Annotated in this window: 17 protein-coding genes; 12 read left to right on the top strand and 5 right to left on the bottom strand. The window is 63.4% G+C overall.

The window, feature by feature from the left end; all coding sequences use genetic code 11:
• The first annotated feature begins 50 nt into the window (after window positions 1-50).
• Window positions 51-395: a DUF1491 family protein gene (locus HB630_RS06970; RefSeq protein ID WP_213771171.1), complete on the top strand. Its 345-nt coding sequence runs from the start codon at window positions 51-53 to the stop codon at window positions 393-395.
• Window positions 396-490: 95 nt separating this feature from the next.
• Here HB630_RS06970 and HB630_RS06965 read toward each other — a convergent pair whose 3' ends face one another.
• Window positions 491-1,456: a DUF2336 domain-containing protein gene (locus HB630_RS06965; RefSeq protein ID WP_213771168.1), complete on the bottom strand. Its 966-nt coding sequence runs from the start codon at window positions 1,454-1,456 to the stop codon at window positions 491-493.
• Window positions 1,457-1,694: 238 nt separating this feature from the next.
• On the opposite strand from HB630_RS06965, the gene HB630_RS28310 reads away from it, so the two are divergent.
• Both HB630_RS28310 and HB630_RS06960 read left to right on the top strand, forming a co-directional pair.
• Entirely contained in the window at window positions 1,695-1,922 is a 228-nt protein-coding gene (locus HB630_RS28310) for a hypothetical protein (RefSeq protein WP_249780710.1), read from the top strand.
• 18 nt (window positions 1,923-1,940) lie between these two features.
• Entirely contained in the window at window positions 1,941-2,723 is a 783-nt protein-coding gene (locus tag HB630_RS06960; protein WP_213771166.1) for a hypothetical protein, read from the top strand.
• Between the two features lie 10 nt (window positions 2,724-2,733).
• Here the strand turns inward: HB630_RS06960 and HB630_RS06955 are convergent, their stop codons facing one another.
• The 3 genes from HB630_RS06955 to HB630_RS06945 are packed head-to-tail and all read right to left on the bottom strand — an operon-like array spanning window position 2,734 to window position 6,204.
• Complete coding sequence (locus HB630_RS06955) at window positions 2,734-3,324, bottom strand: DUF1254 domain-containing protein (protein ID WP_213771164.1); 591 nt, start codon at window positions 3,322-3,324, stop codon at window positions 2,734-2,736.
• A complete protein-coding gene (locus HB630_RS06950; RefSeq protein WP_213771162.1) occupies window positions 3,321-3,899 on the bottom strand; it encodes a DUF1214 domain-containing protein in 579 nt (192 codons plus the stop codon). Before HB630_RS06950 ends, HB630_RS06955 begins: the two co-directional genes overlap by 4 nt.
• Window position 3,900: 1 nt before the next feature.
• Window positions 3,901-6,204 (bottom strand): PBP1A family penicillin-binding protein, encoded by a 2,304-nt coding sequence (locus HB630_RS06945; RefSeq protein WP_213771160.1) that lies wholly within the window; start codon window positions 6,202-6,204, stop codon window positions 3,901-3,903.
• Window positions 6,205-6,501: 297 nt separating this feature from the next.
• On the opposite strand from HB630_RS06945, the gene HB630_RS06940 reads away from it, so the two are divergent.
• The 5 genes from HB630_RS06940 to HB630_RS06920 all read left to right on the top strand — a co-directional run bounded on the left by HB630_RS06940 (window position 6,502) and on the right by HB630_RS06920 (window position 10,941).
• A complete protein-coding gene (locus HB630_RS06940) occupies window positions 6,502-7,017 on the top strand; it encodes a YcgN family cysteine cluster protein (protein ID WP_213771158.1) in 516 nt (171 codons plus the stop codon).
• Window positions 7,018-7,178: 161 nt separating this feature from the next.
• On the top strand, window positions 7,179-8,759 hold the full coding sequence (locus tag HB630_RS06935; protein ID WP_213771156.1) for an MDR family MFS transporter: 1,581 nt from the start codon (window positions 7,179-7,181) through the stop codon (window positions 8,757-8,759).
• 238 nt (window positions 8,760-8,997) lie between these two features.
• Window positions 8,998-9,162, top strand: coding sequence for a Flp family type IVb pilin (locus HB630_RS06930; protein WP_213771154.1), 165 nt, complete (start codon window positions 8,998-9,000; stop codon window positions 9,160-9,162).
• Window positions 9,163-9,585: 423 nt separating this feature from the next.
• On the top strand, window positions 9,586-10,551 hold the full coding sequence (locus tag HB630_RS06925) for a GGDEF domain-containing protein (RefSeq protein ID WP_213771152.1): 966 nt from the start codon (window positions 9,586-9,588) through the stop codon (window positions 10,549-10,551).
• Between the two features lie 24 nt (window positions 10,552-10,575).
• On the top strand, window positions 10,576-10,941 hold the full coding sequence (locus tag HB630_RS06920; protein ID WP_213771149.1) for a response regulator: 366 nt from the start codon (window positions 10,576-10,578) through the stop codon (window positions 10,939-10,941).
• A 229-nt stretch (window positions 10,942-11,170) separates the two neighbouring features.
• Here the strand turns inward: HB630_RS06920 and HB630_RS06915 are convergent, their stop codons facing one another.
• Complete coding sequence (locus HB630_RS06915; RefSeq protein ID WP_213771146.1) at window positions 11,171-12,130, bottom strand: Ku protein; 960 nt, start codon at window positions 12,128-12,130, stop codon at window positions 11,171-11,173.
• 563 nt (window positions 12,131-12,693) lie between these two features.
• Between HB630_RS06915 and HB630_RS06910 the strand changes: the two genes are divergently transcribed.
• The 4 genes from HB630_RS06910 (at window position 12,694) to ccmI (ending at window position 17,831) form a co-directional block, all read left to right on the top strand.
• Window positions 12,694-13,365, top strand: coding sequence for a response regulator transcription factor (locus tag HB630_RS06910; protein ID WP_213771143.1), 672 nt, complete (start codon window positions 12,694-12,696; stop codon window positions 13,363-13,365).
• 146 nt (window positions 13,366-13,511) lie between these two features.
• Complete coding sequence (locus HB630_RS06905) at window positions 13,512-14,888, top strand: sensor histidine kinase (protein ID WP_213771141.1); 1,377 nt, start codon at window positions 13,512-13,514, stop codon at window positions 14,886-14,888.
• A 133-nt stretch (window positions 14,889-15,021) separates the two neighbouring features.
• Window positions 15,022-16,422 (top strand): hypothetical protein, encoded by a 1,401-nt coding sequence (locus tag HB630_RS06900; RefSeq protein ID WP_213771138.1) that lies wholly within the window; start codon window positions 15,022-15,024, stop codon window positions 16,420-16,422.
• A gap of 305 nt (window positions 16,423-16,727) precedes the next feature.
• On the top strand, window positions 16,728-17,831 hold the full coding sequence (gene ccmI / locus HB630_RS06895) for a c-type cytochrome biogenesis protein CcmI (protein WP_213771136.1): 1,104 nt from the start codon (window positions 16,728-16,730) through the stop codon (window positions 17,829-17,831).

Genomic DNA, 17,831 nt, shown 5'->3' with positions numbered 1-17,831 from the left:
GCTCGAAAACGCTGTAGCCTCGATTCCGGCGCTGGCCTATCGTCGTTTTCATGAGATTGAAATCCGCCATATGGGTCGCGGCCTATCTGCGCCGCTGCCAGACCGAGGGAATCTTCGGCGCGGTGCGCAAGCGCGGTGCGGAAGAGGCGGGTGCGGTGTTCGTCAAGGTCGCGCTGCTCGACGGCAATGCGATGCTGTACGCGCCGGCACCGCAAACCGCCTACGACGAAAGCCGCCCGTCGGAACGGATCTTCACACCGACATCACCGCAGCCGGTCCCGGAAGCTTCCGTCGAGGAACGTCTCGCCAAGGAAATCCGGTTCGACCCGGATGTCTGGATCGTTGAGACCGAGGATCGCGCAGGGCGGCATTTTCTCGATCTCGCAAAGGCTTAGCGAGATATTCCATAGCGTTTTCGAGCGAAGTAGATTTCGGTTCGCGTGACAAAAGAGGTAAGCCCGGTTCCGATTCAATCGGAACCGATAAGGCTCTAACGTCCGGGGTTTTTCCAGCCGTTGAGCACAACGACCCCGGCACCGGGTTGTTGCGACGGGCGCGCCTGGCCCGGCGCGGTGCGAACGCGATGGCGTTCGTCGTCGTAGAGCGCGGGCTGGTATTTGGCGCGGGTTGCCACCATCGCTGAGCCGCGCCACGCCGCCAGCATGATCAGCGCGGACCGTTCGCTCAACCGGTCGTACAGGCGCGACAGCCGGTAGACGGTGTTTACCGAACAGCCGACTTCGGGCTTGAGGAACAGCAGCACGCGCTGAAAGACCACGCTTGGCATATCCAGCGCCTTGCACGCGCAGGCCAGCGGTTCGCCGCCGGGATCGTTGACCACCTGCTCGGCCATCTGCGCCGGCAGGATCAGGGCTTCGCGGAGCTCCAGCGTGAAGTTCTCGATATCGGCGGCGAACGCCGCCATCTCCAGCGTTTCGACCGCCTGCGCCGCGCGATGGGCGGGGATCCGCGCTGACGCCTTGAGCGGCGTCTGCGGAAGATCGTGCAGGATCAACGCGCGCTCGCCGGGGCCGGTGCCGAAAAACATCTCGCTGATCTCGGCGGCGTCCTGCGGCTGCATCGACAGATGCGACATGATCCGCAACGGTGCTTCGCCCGGCGGCTCGGCCTGTGGCTGTGCCGGACTCCCGAAGGCGGCCGGCGCGCGCGGATCGTGACCGGCCGGTGTCAATCCGAGCTTGTTCATGATCTGGGGCGGCGTGCCCGGATAGATCGCAAGTCGGGCGCGCACGGCCGCGCGCGTCGCATCATCGACCTGGTCGATCAGGCGTGAGGTCAGTTCGATGAATTGTCGTGCCTCTTCTTCGCTGTGCGAGGGGGCCTGAACGTAGAGATCGGTCAGCACCCTGAGCAGGGTCGGACGGATATCGACGCCCTCCCGCCGGGAAAGCGTCATCAGGCCGTCGAAGCCCGGAAACAATGGAGATACGGTCATGTTCGACGTACGCAACTAAATGGGATTCGCCTCAAATTAAGCCGGTTACGTTTACAGCTCGTTAAGGAAAACGCCGCGTGAAAGGTTGCGGCGGCCTTCATGGCTTGTCACCTCTGGCCGGCCGGATCTGGTGCCGGCCTGCCACAGCAAATTAAGAAGCCGTTAACCACGTCCTGTTCTTAATGACGGCCAGCCGCCGGCTAAACCACGTCAGCGCGGCGTCCAGAGAGAATTTGCAATGGGGACCATCATCGAATTTCCGGCAGACGCAGCTGTGCGGCGCCAAGGCTCGGCTAAACAAGGCTCAGCCGGACAGGTCTCGGCCAGGGATGGCGCTCCGGGCGGCACCACAGGCACTGTCCTGATCCTCCCGGTCATCCGTATCGAACGCGCGCCTGAAGCAACCAGCGGCGGCCACGGACCGGAACAGGGAACAGCTCCTCGCCGCCGCCGTCGCCGGCGCTGACACATCGGAAACCTCGATATGCCGGAGACGCGCTTTCCGATCCGGACTGGACGGCAAGTTCAGACCGCATCGTCTGTGCTGGTACTGGCGTTGCTGAGCCTGACGCTTGGCGGTTGCAGCGGCGGTGATTTCGGCCGCACCCGAGAGGATTTTCGCAACGACGACATGCACCGCTGGATGGGCGGCGAGGTGACGGGAAGCATTGGCGTGCGACCGTCGCAATTCCAGCTCACCGATTCCGAACGGCAGCTTCGCGATCTCGCCTATCAATTTGTCGAGCCGCCGCTGTCGCGGCCTGCCTGGAAGAGCGTGTTCGGCGATTACAAGCCGTTTGCCTCGCCGTGGCGGCAGGGCGCGCCGCTGTTCGATCGCACCGCCTACGGACGCGCGCTGATCGACGAGCCGCACCGCTCCGATGCTTCGCGCTATGCGCAACTGATCGATGACGTCCGTGACGACATCACGCGCTTCGATCCGTTCTTCACAGCCGCCGCCCGCGTGCTCGATCTCGACAGGAAGCGTAGCGCCAGCCTGGCGCATGTTTCGGAACTGTCACCGCGCGAACGCGCCGACGCCGTCGCCCGCATGGAAGAGAACACCCTGATCGTGCAATGGGTGCAGCAATGCCTGGAGCAGAGGATTTCGTCCTATCATTGGGCGCTGGAGCGGCTGGTCATCCAGGGGCCGGACAACATAGCGGCCGACGCAGACCGGTTGATCGGCCAGCTTGCCGCCCTTGCGGCAAATCCGCCGGTCGCCGTGCAGCCCGTGATCGGACATACCGTGCGCGCGCGGGGCTAGTAAATCCGGATCAGCGCCTGGTCCGCGGCGGATCGGCTTGCTTCGCCGCCTGAGGCTCGGTCTGCACCTTGCAGCTCGAGGCGGCGAGCGCGGCCTGCGCCTGCGCCATCAGGCCCGGCTCGGGCGCCAGCGCCTTCAGCAGGATCAGACCGGTGGCGGTGGGCGAATCGATGATCAGCCGGTCGGCCGAAGTTACATCTTCCTCTTCCGGCAGATCGGCATGCTGCGCTTCGGTCATCAGGTCGAGCTCGATCACCTTGCGCCCTGCGGACCGGTCGTTGATCGCGTAATAGGCGACATCGCTGCGGGTGTAGAACGACACCGACGTATAGGCCTGGCTGACCGGAACGGTGAGCTTGAGCGGTCCGCCCGACAGGTCGTAACGGCAAACCGCGGTCGCGAAGGCCGGATCCAGATACGGCATGAGCACGTTGCCGGGATCGGCAAGCGGAAGCGGGGTCACGGCGTTGAGCTTCGTCATTTGCGCGAGACGCGAATATGCATCGTTGTCTGCGATCTGCGGCAACGCCAGAACACTGACGAGATGGACGACGCCGCCAAGCAGCATGCCGGCGACAATCGTGAACAGGAGCCGGATCACGGGCACCCCACGGTCGAAATCTGGGGCAGCGGCGCGTCGCGCGGCGTGCGCGTCGCGACGCCGACGGGCGTGTCGTAAAGCCGCAGCACCAGCGTGTAGCGCTCGATCCCTCCGGTCGGCAGCCAATTTCCCGCACGGGATCGCGACGCCACCCGGATCTCGAAGGCGCCGTCGGCGCCGCGCACGATCTCCTCGCTGGTGAAGCCGTAGCGCTGCAGCGAATTCGCAACCAGATGTCCCTTCTGGTCGTAGAGGGTCAGCGTCCAGAACCGGGCCGGGGGTGTCACGCCGCTGACGACCACGTCGCAGCGGCCGTCGAGCGGGTGTTTGCGGTTGTCGGCCCTGGCCAGGAATGCCACGCCGTCGCCGGCGCCGATCGGCAATTCACCGCTGCGCGCAATGGCGGCGCGCGAATAGGGATCGACGTCGGGCGTACCGGTCTTGGGCCGGGCGGTCCAGGCACCGATCGTGAGCGCGCCAAAATCGGTGCCGCGGGTCGCCGTCATCCACGTCGCACCGAGCCCGATGGCCGTGGCGATGATCAACGTCAGCAAGGTGATGAATAGCAGCCGCACGTCAGTTCTTACGCGGGAAGGGCGCCGGGCCGCCGTCCGGCACCGCCGCCGCCACGAAGTTTTCCGGAAATGCCAGCGAGCTGGACGATACCGGCCTGGCGGGTTGCGGCGGATCGCTGGACGACGTCTTGCCGACGGTCCTGCCGGCATCGTCGAGCATCTTTTCTATCTGCACCAGGATATCGGCGCCGCGCTTGGTCAGCACCGGCGGCGGTCCGGGTTTCACCTCCAGAACCTTGGGCGCGCCGTTCGCGGCGACGGCGGCTTCGGAAGCAGGCGGCGTTGGCAGCTTGGTTCCCATTCCGACGCCCGACAATTCCTTGATCTCGACGCCCTCATGCGCGGCGACCATGATGTCGTGCCAGGTCTGGGCCGGCAGCGCGCCGCCGGTCATGCGGTTGGTCGGCGAATAATCGTCATTGCCGTACCAGACCGCGCAGGTGAAATTGCCAGTATATCCGACGAACCACGCGTCGCGGTAATTGTTGGTGGTGCCGGTCTTGCCGGCAGTCGGAATGCCGTCCAGCGCCGCGCGCCGGGCGGTGCCTTCGCTGACGACATGGCTCATCATGCCGGCCATGTCGGCGGCGACCGAGGCCGGAATGGCTTGCGTCGGCTTCGGGCCGTCGCGGTCATAACGCCAGACCAGATCGCCGGAGCCGGTGCGGACTTCAAGCACCGCATGAGGCGTGACCGCTTTGCCCCTGTTGGGAAAGGTCGCATAGGCGACGGCGTGCTCGATCACCGTGACGGCGTCGGCGCCGATCGGCAGCGACGGCGTGTCGGGCAGCGGCGCCTTGATGCCGAAGCGGCGCGCGACTTCGACGATCTTGGCGCGGCCTTTCTTGGCGGAGTCCCACTGGTTTTTCGGATTATTGCCGATCGCGATCGACAGCTTTACCGGCACCACATTGATCGAGTGGGTGATCGCCTGCGTCAGCGTCACCGCGCCGGAATAGGAGTGGCCGTAGTTCTGCGGGCACCAATTGCCGAGGCAGACCGGGCCGTCGACCACGATCGAACTCGGCTTGAAGCCGTTCAGGAGCGCGGTGGTGTAGACATAGGGCTTGAACGACGAACCGGGCTGGCGGTAGGCGTCGGTGGCGCGGTTGAACTGGCTCGCGCCATAGTCGCGGCCGCCGACCATCGCGCGTATGCCGCCGTCGAGATCGGAGACGACGGTCGCGGCCTGCGTCGCATGATAGTCGCGGCCGAACTGGCGCAGCTCGTTTTCGATCGTGTCTTCTGCGGCATGCTGCACATTCATGTCGATCGCGGTGCGGACCACGAAGACCCGCTCATTGTAGGATTTCGGGAACGTGTCGACCAGCTTGCGCATCTCGTCGAACGCATAATCGAGATAATAGTTCGGCGAATTTTCCTCGCGGCGGTCGACCGCGGTGGCCGGATTGCGCCGCGCGCCGAACACCTGGCCTTCGGTCATGAAGCCGGCGTCGACCAGATTGTCCAGGACCTGGTTGGCGCGGGCGCGCGCGGCGGGCAGGTTGATGTGCGGGGCGTATTTGGTGGGCGCCTTGAACAGCCCGGCGAGCATGGCCGCTTCCGCGAGAGTGACGTCGCGCACCGATTTGTTGAAATAGAAATGCGCCGCGCCGTCGACGCCGAAGGTGCCGCCGCCCATATAGGCGCGGTCGAGATAGAGCTTCAGGATCTCGTTCTTGGTAAGGCGTGTCTCCAGCCAGACCGCGAGGAAGGCCTCGTTGATCTTGCGCTCGATGGTACGCTCGTTGCTGAGGAACAGGTTCTTGGCAAGCTGCTGGGTGATCGACGAACCGCCCTGCCGGACGCCGCCCGCCTGCGCGTTGGTCACCAGCGCGCGGAGCGTTCCGGAGATGTCGATGCCGAAATGATCGTAGAAGCGGCGGTCCTCGGTCGCTAGCGTCGCCTTGATCAGGCTGTCCGGAAAATCCTCCAGCGGAATCGAGTCGTTGTGCTTGATGCCGCGGCTGCCGATCGGATTGCCGTAGCGGTCGAGAAATGTCACCGCGAGGTCGGATTTCTTCAGCCAGTCCTCGTCGGCCGTCTCCCGAAAGGCCGGCACCGCCAGCGCCAGCAACAGGATCAGCCCGGCGAGCCCGATCGTGGCCGCTTCGGACAACGGCTCGATGAACACCCACCGTTTCCAGCGGCCGACATAGAAGCGGTCCATGAAGGTCGAGAACCGCTCATAGAGTTCGCGAGCGCCGACATAGGTCGAGAACAGGGTGGAATCGAAACGTGCGTCCAGATCCAGACGGAGGTTGTTGATCCGCCTTTTCCAGCCGTCTGGAATGATCCTGCGCACCCGGAGCCCTTAGGTCAATTCGCAACGCCTGGGCACCCTGCCGGGGCACCGTCGAGACGTCTTGCGTGAAGGTTGCGGCGAACCCAAGGCGCTTTTCCGCCGTTGGGCGATTCGCTGATTTTGTAGCCGAGCAAAGACCATAAACCAATGGCGCTGCAAGGACATTGATTTGGAAGGGCTAACGTTCCGCCCTATCTCTTGATCTCCTGTTGGCGCCAGATCGCTCCACTTGCCTGCGCATGGCGACAGCCCCTAGAAGGGCTGCCAACCCCCCGACAGCCGGAATCGTTGCGACGCATGACAGCAGCTCCCAAGCCGCCCTCCGAGCAGGAGGGATTTTTCTGGAAAACCAAGACGTTGGAAGAAATGTCCAACGCTGAATGGGAAAGCCTGTGCGACGGCTGCGCGCGCTGTTGTCTCGAGAAGCTCGAGGACGAGGACACCGGGAAGATCTATTTCACCCACGTTTCCTGCCGGCTGCTGGATTCCGGGCTATGTGGTTGCAAGGACTATGCAAACCGGTCGGAACAGGTTCCGGATTGCGTGCGGCTCACGCCGGACAATGTCCGTACCCTGAACTGGCTGCCGCCAAGCTGCGCCTACAAGCTGGTGGCGGAGGGCCGCGATCTCTATTGGTGGCATCCGCTGGTTTCGGGCGATCCCGACACCGTGCATGAGGCCGGCGTCTCCGTGCGCGGGCGGGTCCAGGGCACGGAAGACGAGATTGCGGATGCCGACCTCGAAGATCATATCGTGCAATGGCCGGCGCTGCTGCCGAAGCGGGCACAGCTCAAAAAGCGGCCCCGATCCTGAATGGACGGCCATATTCGATCACGCGATTGCGAATACCGCTTCGCGGGACGCACCCATGCGCGTAACCCGCTGCCGCCGCGTTGGTTTGTCGACTAAAGTTGCAACCACAGATGATTCCGACCGACCGGCCGCCGTTGCGCATCAGATAAATTCAAATCGACATGAACAAGTTCGAAAGGCAGGCCGCTGGATCGGCCAGCCCCCAGACATTGCCTGAAGCCGTCGCCCGCGATCTGTCACAAATTCCGGCGGAGGTGCTCGATCTCAGCGACGCGCCGCCGCTCGCCCCCCGCGCGGCGCTGACCCAGCGCGAGGTCCGCACCATCCTGATGAGTCTGCTGCTGACGATGTTCCTGGCCGCCCTGGACCAGACCATCGTCGCGACCGCATTGCCGACCATCGGCCGCCAGTTCCGCGATGTCTCCAGCCTGTCCTGGGTGATTACGGCCTATTTGCTGGCCTCGACCGCGGTAGCGCCGGTGTTCGGGACGCTCAGCGATATCTATGGCCGCCGCGCCATGATTATTCTGTCGCTCAGCCTGTTCATCTCGGGTTCGATCCTGTGCGCGCTGGCGCCGAACTTGACGGTATTGATCCTGGCGCGCGGGCTACAGGGTCTTGGCGGCGGCGGCATCATGCCGATCGTGCAGACCGTGATTTCCGATGTCGTGACGCCGCGCGAGCGTGGCCAATACCAAGCTTATTTCAGCGGGGTGTGGATGACCGCGGGCATCGGCGGCCCGGTACTCGGCGGCTTCTTCGCCGAACATCTGCACTGGTCGATGATCTTCTGGATCAACGTGCCACTGGGGCTGGCGTCGCTGGCGATGCTGTTGCCGAAGATGGGCAAGATCCCGGTCTTTCACCGCAGGCGCAAGGTCGACTGGGCCGGCGGCCTGCTGCTGATGGCGTCCGCGGTCGTGATCATGCTGGTGCTGACCTGGGGCGGTAACCGCTATCTCTGGCTGTCACCGACCATTCTGGCGATGGTCGGTGCCTCCGTTGCCCTGACGCTCGCGTTCGTCTGGCATGCCGGCACCACGGAAGAGCCGTTCCTGCCGCTGTCATTGATGGGCGGAACGGTCGCACCTTACGCGATGGCCGCCGGCGGCTGCGCCTATGGCGCGATGCTGGGGCTGACCGTGCATCTGCCGCTATATTACGAGGCGGTCTACCATCTCAGCGCCAGCGGCGCCGGTCTGGCGCTGATTCCGCTGGCTGCCGTGCAGACCGGGGGGGCCGCGATCGCCGGTCGGACCATGGCGCGGGCCAAGCACTACAAGCTCGTGGCCATCATCGGGACGTTGTGCTCGGCGTTGCTCGGAACTGCGATGGCGCTGACGACGCTGCCGTTGTGGGCGATGCTGATGCTGCTGTCGGTATTTGCGCTTGGACTGGGGACGGTGTTTCCGGTCAGCGTGGTTGCGTTGCAGAATTCGGTGGCGCGTTCGCAGGTCGGCACCGTGACCGGTGCGATGAATTTCTTCCGGGCGCTGATGGCCTCGTTCATGGTGGCGGCGTTCAGCGCGATCCTGCTGATGGCGCTGGGCGGGGATATTTCGCTGAGCGGCGAGAGCCAGGGGCCGGTGGGTTCCATATCCTCCGCCGATATGGCCGCGGCGTTCCGTTACGTGTTCGGCGCCGCCGCGGTGCTGCTCGCCTGCTCGGCGCTATGCATGATCGTGATGGAAGAGAAGCCGCTGGCCGGCCCGGCCAAGCCGCCCTCCGTGGCGATGGAGTAGGGTGGCCCGGAGCTTTTTCGGTTCCGGTTGAATCGGTGAGGCTCAGCTATCTCGTTTTGCATCCCGGCTGGCTGGACCGGGCGGCGCGGCCGGAGCCTCTTGCCGTAAAAATCGACCATGGCCTTAACCGCACGTTCAATGTGTTCGTCAACCGGCTGACAACCAATCCGATCTAGGTTCCGCCGCAAAGCAGTGGGGGGATCGAGAGAACCCCGGCGACCGTCAGCAGGAGTTTCGGATGCGCCAGTTGGTTTCACGATTCCTGGGCGATCAATCCGGCGCCACGGCCATCGAATATTGTCTGATCGCGGGCAGCATCGCCCTCATGATCATTGTCGTCGTTCAGGGGATCGGTCCCCAACTCGCCGCCACGTTTGCGGCAATCACCGGCTCTCTGAACTGAGTGGAGGCCGGCTGTTTACCTACAGCGGGATGACAGGAAAACCGGACTCCCATATTTTTTACATCATAGTCCATTTCGGCCGTCACGTTCGTTTCCCGCAGCCGTTCAACCCCCGCGGCGTGATGATCCGCGCGAATATCGGCCAGCTGCCGCCGATCTCGGCTGCGTTGCCGCATGACGGGCGCGCAAATTGGATCCAAGAATAGACGTCGTGAATCGGACACCAAGAGAAGTTGAGTTTATCGCTTAACAAATGGCTAAGCGTCACAATAAGCATTCGAGATGATGCGTGGCGGTCCACATTTTCTTAATCCGCTAGATATTCGCTGAAGGCTATAAAACGGCCATCACATTTCTGTTTGGGCAGGACGGAAGATGTATTTGAGTGGTGCTGGGCAGGTCGGCAATCAAGCCGAAGCGGCGATGGTATCCATGCAAGCGCATGGCGTGCTGCCGACTCCCTCGAATTTTTCGGTCTGGTACGCCTATCATTCGGGCCAGAATGCCGATCTCACCCAGACGATCGACGTGCTCGTTTCCAATAATTGTCCGATCGACGATCAAACGCTCGATGAGTTGCATGGCAAGTTCTTCAGGTCGCCCAACGCGGATATGGCGCTGTGGGATACATCGATACGGGCCAGGGAGACGTTAAAGGCGGTCCTGGATTTCGTCGAGAAGACCAAAAACGATGCGAACGGCATCGGCACCGCCATCGAGGATATCTCGACGCAGTTTCTGGCCAACGTGAAGTCTTTGGCAGACCTCATCGAATCCCTGGTCGAGGAGACCAGCAGGATCGTGGGGCGCAGCGAACGGCTTGGCCTCGATCTCAAGCAGTCGGCCGACAAGATCGATGCGCTGGAACGGACCCTGCAAGACGCCCGGCGCGAGGCCACGACGGATGGCCTGACAGGTATCGCGAACCGCAGATATTTCGATATGTCGCTGCAAACGATGAGCGGCGACGCCATGAATAGTGGCGATGATCTGTCGCTGTTGCTGGTCGATATAGATCACTTCAAAAAGGTCAACGATACTTGGGGCCACGCGACCGGCGACGAGGTTCTTCAACTCGTTGCGGCCACACTCACGCAGACCGTAAGGGGGCAGGATTGCCCGGCGCGCTATGGCGGCGAGGAGTTCGCCGTGATTTTGCCCGGCACGCCGATCGATGCTGCCCTGCATGTGGGCGAGAATATCAGGACGGCGCTTGGACGGAGGCTGTTTGTGCCGCGCGAAGCCGAGGAGGCCGTCTGCACGGTGACCGTGTCAATCGGCGTTGCCTGCTACGAACCCGGTGAACCGCTGGCGCAGTGGGTGCAACGCGCTGACGCAGCTCTTTATCGGGCAAAGAAAACGGGAAGAGATCGCGTCGTCTCTGCTTGAGTCCCTTGGTGCCAGGAGCTGGAAATGAGAAGATGTCTGATTGTTGATGACTCGCGCGTCGTGCGTTCGGTCGCGCGACGCTTCATCGAACCCCTGGGCTTTGCCGTCGACGAGGTCGGCGATGGTCAAATGGCCGTCGCTGCCTGTGAGCAGCAAATGCCGGACGTGGTTCTGCTGGACTGGAATATGCCGGTCATGACCGGAATCGAATTCCTGCGTCATCTGCGGGCCCGGGACGATGGCGACAAGCCGATCGTGATCATGTGTACGACCGAGAAGGACGTCAATCATATCCAGGAGGCGATCACGGCGGGCGCCAACGAGTATCTCGTCAAGCCTTTCGATCAGGATACGTTGACGGCCAAGTTCGGCAAGGTCGGGCTTGGATAGATTCGGGCTTTCAGTCTTTGCTCTGCAGCCTTGCTCTGCAATCCTGCTCTGAAAGCCTGCGCGCGGACGCTGCCGGATCTGCGTCTGCTCTCACCATCGGGGTTCTCCCGTCTCGATCCGGTCTCCGCCTTGCCGCCGATCTGGGCGCGGCATCTGCGATCATGATCTATAGCGTTTTCAAGCGAAGTGGATTCCGGTTCGCGTGAAGGAAGCGCGTCGACACGGGAATCTAGCCCGCCTTTTTTGATCGGACGGGCGCGCGTGCCGGCTTCTCGGCCTTCCGCGGCGCTTGCGACTTTTCTTCCTTGACCGCGCGCTTGCCCGAGATTGGCAGCAGCATTTCACGCTGGCCTTCGACGCGCTTGCGCGGCTTCCTGCCTTTGGCTGTCGCTGCGGCAGCCGCGGATTGCTTTTCCCCGGCCAGGCTGCGCTTGAGCGCGTCCATCAGATTGATGACGTTGCCGCCTGATTTGGGTGCGGCCTTCGGCGTCCTCTGCAGGCCGTTGCGCTTTTGATTGATCAACTCGACCAGCGCGGATTCGTAGCGATCCTCGAATCTGTCGGGCTCGAACGATCCGGATTTCTTCTCGACGATGTGCTTGGCGAGATCCAGCATATCCTTGGTGACTTTGACATCCTGGATGCCGTCGAAATATTCCTTTTCGCTGCGCACCTCATAGGGATAGCGCAGCAGCGTGCCCATCAGGCCCTTGTCGAGCGGCTCCAGCGCGATGATGTGTTCGCGGTTGGTCAGCACCACGCGGCCGATCGCAATCTTGTTCATGCCGCGGATGGTTTCGCGGATCACGGCGAAGGCATCATGGCCGACCTTGCCGTCGGGCACGAGGTAATAGGGGCGGATCAGGTACCGGTTGTCGATGTCGGACTTTGGGACGAACTCGTCGATCTCGATCGTGTGGGTCGATTCCAGCGCGATGTCGTCAAGTTCGTCCTTCGAGACCTCGATGTAAGTATCGGTGTCGATCTTGTAGCCTCTCACGATGTCGTCGGCGGCGACTTCCTCGCCGGTTTCGGCGTCGACCTTGGCATATTTGATGCGGTGCCCGGTCTTGCGGTTGATCTGGTTGAAGCTGACTTTTTCGGTGTCCGATGTCGCCGGATAAAGGGCGACCGGGCAGGTCACGAGCGAAAGGCGCAGGAAGCCTTTCCAGTTGGCGCGGGGGGCCATGAGACTACTCCGAAACGCGACAAACGACGGCGGACCATACCACCTGAGAGCCCGATCTTGAACAGGCCAGGGCGGGGTAATCGCCTGACGGGGGTCAACCGCTACGCGCCCGGTTGGTTGCAAGGAGCAGCGTTCCCCAAATCGCGCAGCCGCAGGCCGCGGAACATAGTCCGGGACCATGCGTTGCATCACTCCTATCAACCGCGTGAGTCTGCACCGCGCAATCGAGCCCGCCTAGTTCGCGCCAGGATTCCCGCCGCCAAAGACTCCGCCAAAAGACCCTTGCCAACATGATTGTCGCCAAGCTTGCGCGCGACCGCGCGAAGCATGGTTTCGATTCGCCGTTCCGGCGCATATGTAGCGAGCCTAATGAAGGCTGAACTTGTGAAGAGGTCCGTGCGACTACCTACCGGCCGTAATGTGCCTCCAACTTGTTTGGTCTGAAGAACTTGCGGTCATGAAGAAAAAGTAACATTGCGATATGTACCCCGTTCATTGCCCGTTCACGCCCGTCGGCCTCTTCTGGATGGCGGATATCGTGCAGCCTACATTCGGAGACCAGCTTGCGCCTGCTCGTCGTTGAAGATGATCCCGATCTTAATCGTCAGCTCACCACGGCCCTGACCGACGCCGGTTACGTGGTCGACCGCGCCTTCGACGGCGAGGAGGGCCATTTTCTCGGCGACAGCGAGCCTTACGACGCCGTCGTGCTCGATATCGGCCTGCCGAAGATGGACGGCCTCTCGGTGCTGGAGGCCTGGCGCCGCAACGGCCGCGTGATGCCGGTTCTCATCCTCACCGCGCGCGACCGCTGGAGCGACAAGGTGCAGGGTTTTGACGCCGGCGCCGACGACTATGTCGCAAAACCCTTTCATCTCGAGGAAGTTCTGGCCCGGATTCGCGCGCTGCTGCGCCGCTCCACCGGCCATGCCCAGAGCGAATTGATCTGCGGCCCGGTTTCGCTCGATACCCGCACCGGACGCGTCAGCGTGTCCGGCAATCCGGTCAAGATGACCTCGCACGAATACCGGTTGCTGGCCTATCTCATGCACCATACCGGGCGCGTGGTGTCGCGCACCGAACTGGTCGAGCACCTCTACGACCAGGACTTCGATCGGGACTCCAACACGATCGAGGTTTTCGTCGGCCGCATCCGCAAGAAACTCGACGTCGACATCATCCAGACCGTGCGCGGGCTGGGCTATCTGCTGACGCCGCCGTCGCCAAGCGCTTGATGCTGTGGCTTGACCGGCTGACGCTTGATAAAGCCTATTGATCGGGCGCCGGGCTTGTCCTCTTGTTCGGGCATGATTTTGTCTGGAAACCGGCACTTGGCCGTCGGGCGTCCGCCCGCGGAGACGCCTTTCGGGATGATGCCCTGATGCGCGCCAGTTCGCTCGCCACCCGGCTGTTCCTGTCCGCGACCGCATGGGTGGTGGTGATCCTGGCGATCACGGGGTTCATCCTCTCGTCGGTCTATCGCGACGCCACCGAGCGCGCCTTCGACCGCCGCCTCAACCTTTACCTCCGTAACCTGGTTGCGGAAGTCGCAACGCCGGACGAGCCGCCCGACCGCCAGTTCCAGTCGCTCGGCGAACCCTTGTTCGAACTGCCGCTGTCCGGCTGGTACTGGCAGATCACCCGCACCGACACCGAAAAAGCGGATACCCGCGCGTCGCGTTCGCTGTGGGACAAGAAATTGCCGAAGCTCGACGAACGCAGCACCGACCTGACCGCCGCCGGCGTCCGTCTCGGTTATGTCGATGGCCCCGAGGGGCAGGACCTGCGCATGGTGGAGCGGCCCGTCGATCTCGGCGCCGACGGCAAATATCTCGTCAGCGTGGCCGGTGACGCCACCGAGATCTTCGATGAGACACGTACGTTCGACTATTATCTCGGCGGCACCTTTGTCGCGCTATCGATCGTGCTGCTGCTGACCACGATTTTCCAGGTCCGTTTCGGCCTGGCGCCGCTGAAACGCATTTCGGATTCGATCGCCGATATCCGGTCCGGCCGCGCCGAACGGCTCGAGGGCGAATTTCCTGTCGAAATCGCGCCGCTGGCGCGCGAAACCAACGCCCTGATCGATGCCAACCGGGAAATCGTCGAGCGCGCGCGCACCCATGTCGGCAATCTCGCCCATGCCATCAAGACGCCGCTGTCGGTGATCGTCAACGAAGCCACGGCGCATGGCGCAGATCCGTTCGCCACCAAGATCCTGGAACAGGCCGATGTGATGCGCGATCAGGTGGCGCACCATCTGGAGCGCGCGCGGATCGCAGCGCGCCTCACCATCGTCGGCACGGTTACCGAGGTCGCGCCCACGATCGAGGCGCTGCGCCGGACCATGGAGAAGATCCACCGCGGCCGCGGCGTCGCGATCGAGGTCGAGGCCGATCCGCAGGCGAAGTTTCGCGGCGAGCGGCAGGACTTCGAGGAGATGGTTGGCAATCTTGTCGACAACGCCTGCAAATGGGCGGCCTCGCGGGTGTATATCGAGGCGCGGATGGAGCGTCCGGCCGGGCCGGGCGCCCCGCCGATATTGCGGGTGACGGTTGACGATGATGGGCGCGGGCTTTCGGCCGCCGAACGCGCGCAGGCTTCCCGGCGCGGCCAGCGGCTGGACGAGTCCAAGCCGGGTTCGGGGCTGGGGCTGTCGATCGTCGTCGAACTCGCGTCCCTCTACGGCGGCAGCTTTTCGCTCGGCAACGCGCCGATCGGCGGATTGCGCGCTGAACTGGCGCTGCCGGGCGTGTGACAATGCCGCTCGCGGTTTCCGGAAAGGCGTCTCCCGCCGCTGTTCCTAAACGACTTCTTAACGCGGCCGCTCTTATGGTGACCGGTGGGCGCGTTTGCGGCGCCCGCACGATTTTTGACGATCATCCGGACGTATGAGCCAGACACCGAACGAGCGGCTGAGGGACTATCTCACGCAGCTTCCGCCGCAGTCGCAGGCGCTGCTGATGCGGGAGTTCGAGCGCGCCATCGAACGCGGCGAGGACACCGCCGTCGCCACTTATGTGCTGGAAGAGCTGCGCAAGGTTGTGCGCGGTCCGGACGAGGGCGCGCGGCCGCGGACCGATGATCCGGCCCGGCTGGTGTTTCGCCCGCTGGAGCGGTTCCTTGTCGACGGCAATTTTCCGAGACGGCCGGGCCAGATCCGCCGGGCTTCGCTGCCGCCGATCTGGCAATGGCTGACCCGGGAAGGCGCGGCCCAGCAGGCGCACGAATTCGAAGCGGCGCTGGCCAATCTGCCGAGCACCGGAACGCCGTCCGCGGTCGAAGCGGCCGTCCGCACGTTCGAGCAGGCCGCGGCGGCGGCGATCGTGGCGATCGCAACGCCAGGCACCGGCGGCGACCGGCGTGCGCTGGCCCGGGTCGGCGGGCCCGAGGTGCTCGAGGATCTGCTGCCGATCGGCCTGTTGTTGCAGGCCCGTGATGCGATCGAAACCCTCAACGGCCGGTTGCCGACCCGTTACAGGTTTTTCGCCGAAACGCAGATTGCCGCCGTCATCGCCGCGCTCAACGTGCCCACGCTGCAAACGCCGCAACTGCTGCCGTTCGCCTTGTCGATGGTGATGCAGCGGCTGACCGCGCCGTGGCAGATCATTCGTCTCGCCATCAAGATGGCGGCATCCGATGATGAAATCCGCGTTGCGGCGACGCCCTATGGGGTGGCCGTCACCATCGCGCTGCACGATTTGTCATTCCTGACCGCGGTCCTGCGAACCGATATCAGGCGCGGCCATTTCGACAACGTCGCCGAGAATCTGAAGACGCTCCATGACGGCGTGCGCGGCCTGCGGACCGAACTCGACCTGCGCAACGAATCCAACTGGGGCAGGCAGTTGACGTCGATCCGGGCGGAGATTTCCAACGCGCTGCAATCGGAAATCGAGAGCGTGCCCGGCCGCGTCCGCCGCATTCTGCGTCAGCGTCCCGACAAGGATATCACCATCGGCGCCAGGGTCGATTCCACCGAGGTCGACGAAGCCGCTGCATCGATCGATTTCGTTGCGGTCTGCCGCACCTATGCCAGCGAGCTTGCGATCAACGAGGTCACGCTGCGGACCTATTCCGACCTCCAGCAATATGTCGAACAGGCCACGGAGGCGCTGGTGCAATCGCTGCGCAACGGCGACATCAAGACGCGCGCCTACCGGCAGATGCAGGTCGAGGCCGCGATCCGCTTCTGCGAAGTGCTGTTCGGCCACGACTATGCGTCGCTGATGAGCCGTGCGGCCGAGAACGCGGTGGTCCCCGGCGAGCGCAAATCCTCGCGCGCCGGATAAAAGTAAAAGGTGGTGTAAATCTAAAGCACTATTTATAGTTGAATATGGCCGGTTGGCGGATTCAATCAAGCGGGTGTTTATTGTTTGCTGGCCCTGAATGGGCACGGCAAGCCTACCGCGCAGAGCACGGAATTTGATGTCAATTGGCGTCGGATTTCAGCGGCGTTTGATAGCGCGCCTCCTTGCCGGTTTTGTGACGGACTGAACGGCCAATTTGCGCTGATAATTGTCAATTGCCCGGCTTGTGGCCCGTGGTGTAAAGCGGCGCATCGGCGCCGTGGCGCCGCTCCACCGGAACCCGCTTGATGACGCTGTGGTTTGTGTTCGCGCTGATGACGGCTGCGGCGATTTTTGCCGTGCTCTGGCCGTTGGGTCGCCGCGGCCGGCCGCAAAACGACGCCAGCGAAGCTACCGTTTACAAGGATCAACTGGCGGAGATCGACCGCGACCTCGCGGCGGGGTTGATCGGCCGGCCTGAAGCCGAGGCCGCGCATGTCGAAATCGGCCGCCGCCTGCTGGCCGCCGCCGACGATCAGCGCGCGCCGCCGGCTGCGGCCAGCCTCAAGCTGCGGCGTGTGGCGGCGTTGATGGCTTTGATTGGCTTGCCGATCTTGTCGGCGGCGTTTTACCTGCCGCTGGGCTCGCCGCAGCTTGGCGATTTTCCGCTGGCGGAGCGGATGCGCAGTCCGGGCGCCAACCAATCGCTCGACAATCTGGTTGCGCAGGTCGAAGAACATTTGGAGAAAAATCCGACCGACGGCCGCGGCTGGAACGTGCTGGCGCCGGTGCTGATGCGCCTTGGCCGCTATGACGAGGCGGTGCGCGCCTATCGCAATTCAATTACCTATAATGGGGATAGCGCCGACCGCCGGGCCGATTTGGGCGAAGCGATCGCCGGGGTTGCCGGCGGTGTCGTCACCGCCGAGTCCAAGGCCGAATTCCAGCGCGCGGTGGCGCTCGATGCCGCCGACGTGAAGGCGCGTTATTTCCTTGGCGTTGCCGCCGAGCAGGACGGGCGCAAGGCCGAAGCCGCCGCGATCTGGAACGAGATGCTGGCGAGCGCGGCGTCGGACGCGCCGTGGCGCCCCCTGGTTCAGGCGGCATTGGTCCGCGTCGGCGGATCCTCCGCGCCGGCGCTGCCTGATGGCGCGATGGAAGCGGCAAAGGATATGGGCGAAGCCGATCGCAATGCGATGATCCACGGCATGGTCGACCGTCTCGCCACCCGGTTGAAGCAGAACGGTGGCGATGTCGAGGGATGGCTGCGGCTGGTGCGGGCCTATATGGTGATGGGCGACCGCGACAAGGCCAAGAGCGCGCTGACGGACGCCCGTCAGGCCGTCGCCAACGATGCCGAGCGGTTGCGGCAGTTGAACGAGGGCCTCAAAAATCTGGGTCTCGATGGATAG

It is taken from the genome of Bradyrhizobium sp. dw_78 (genome assembly GCF_018449525.1).
Taxonomy (GTDB): Bacteria; Pseudomonadota; Alphaproteobacteria; order Rhizobiales; family Xanthobacteraceae; genus Bradyrhizobium.
Note: the sequence above shows the minus strand (reverse complement) of the source record. Positions and strands in the feature narration are given on the sequence as shown.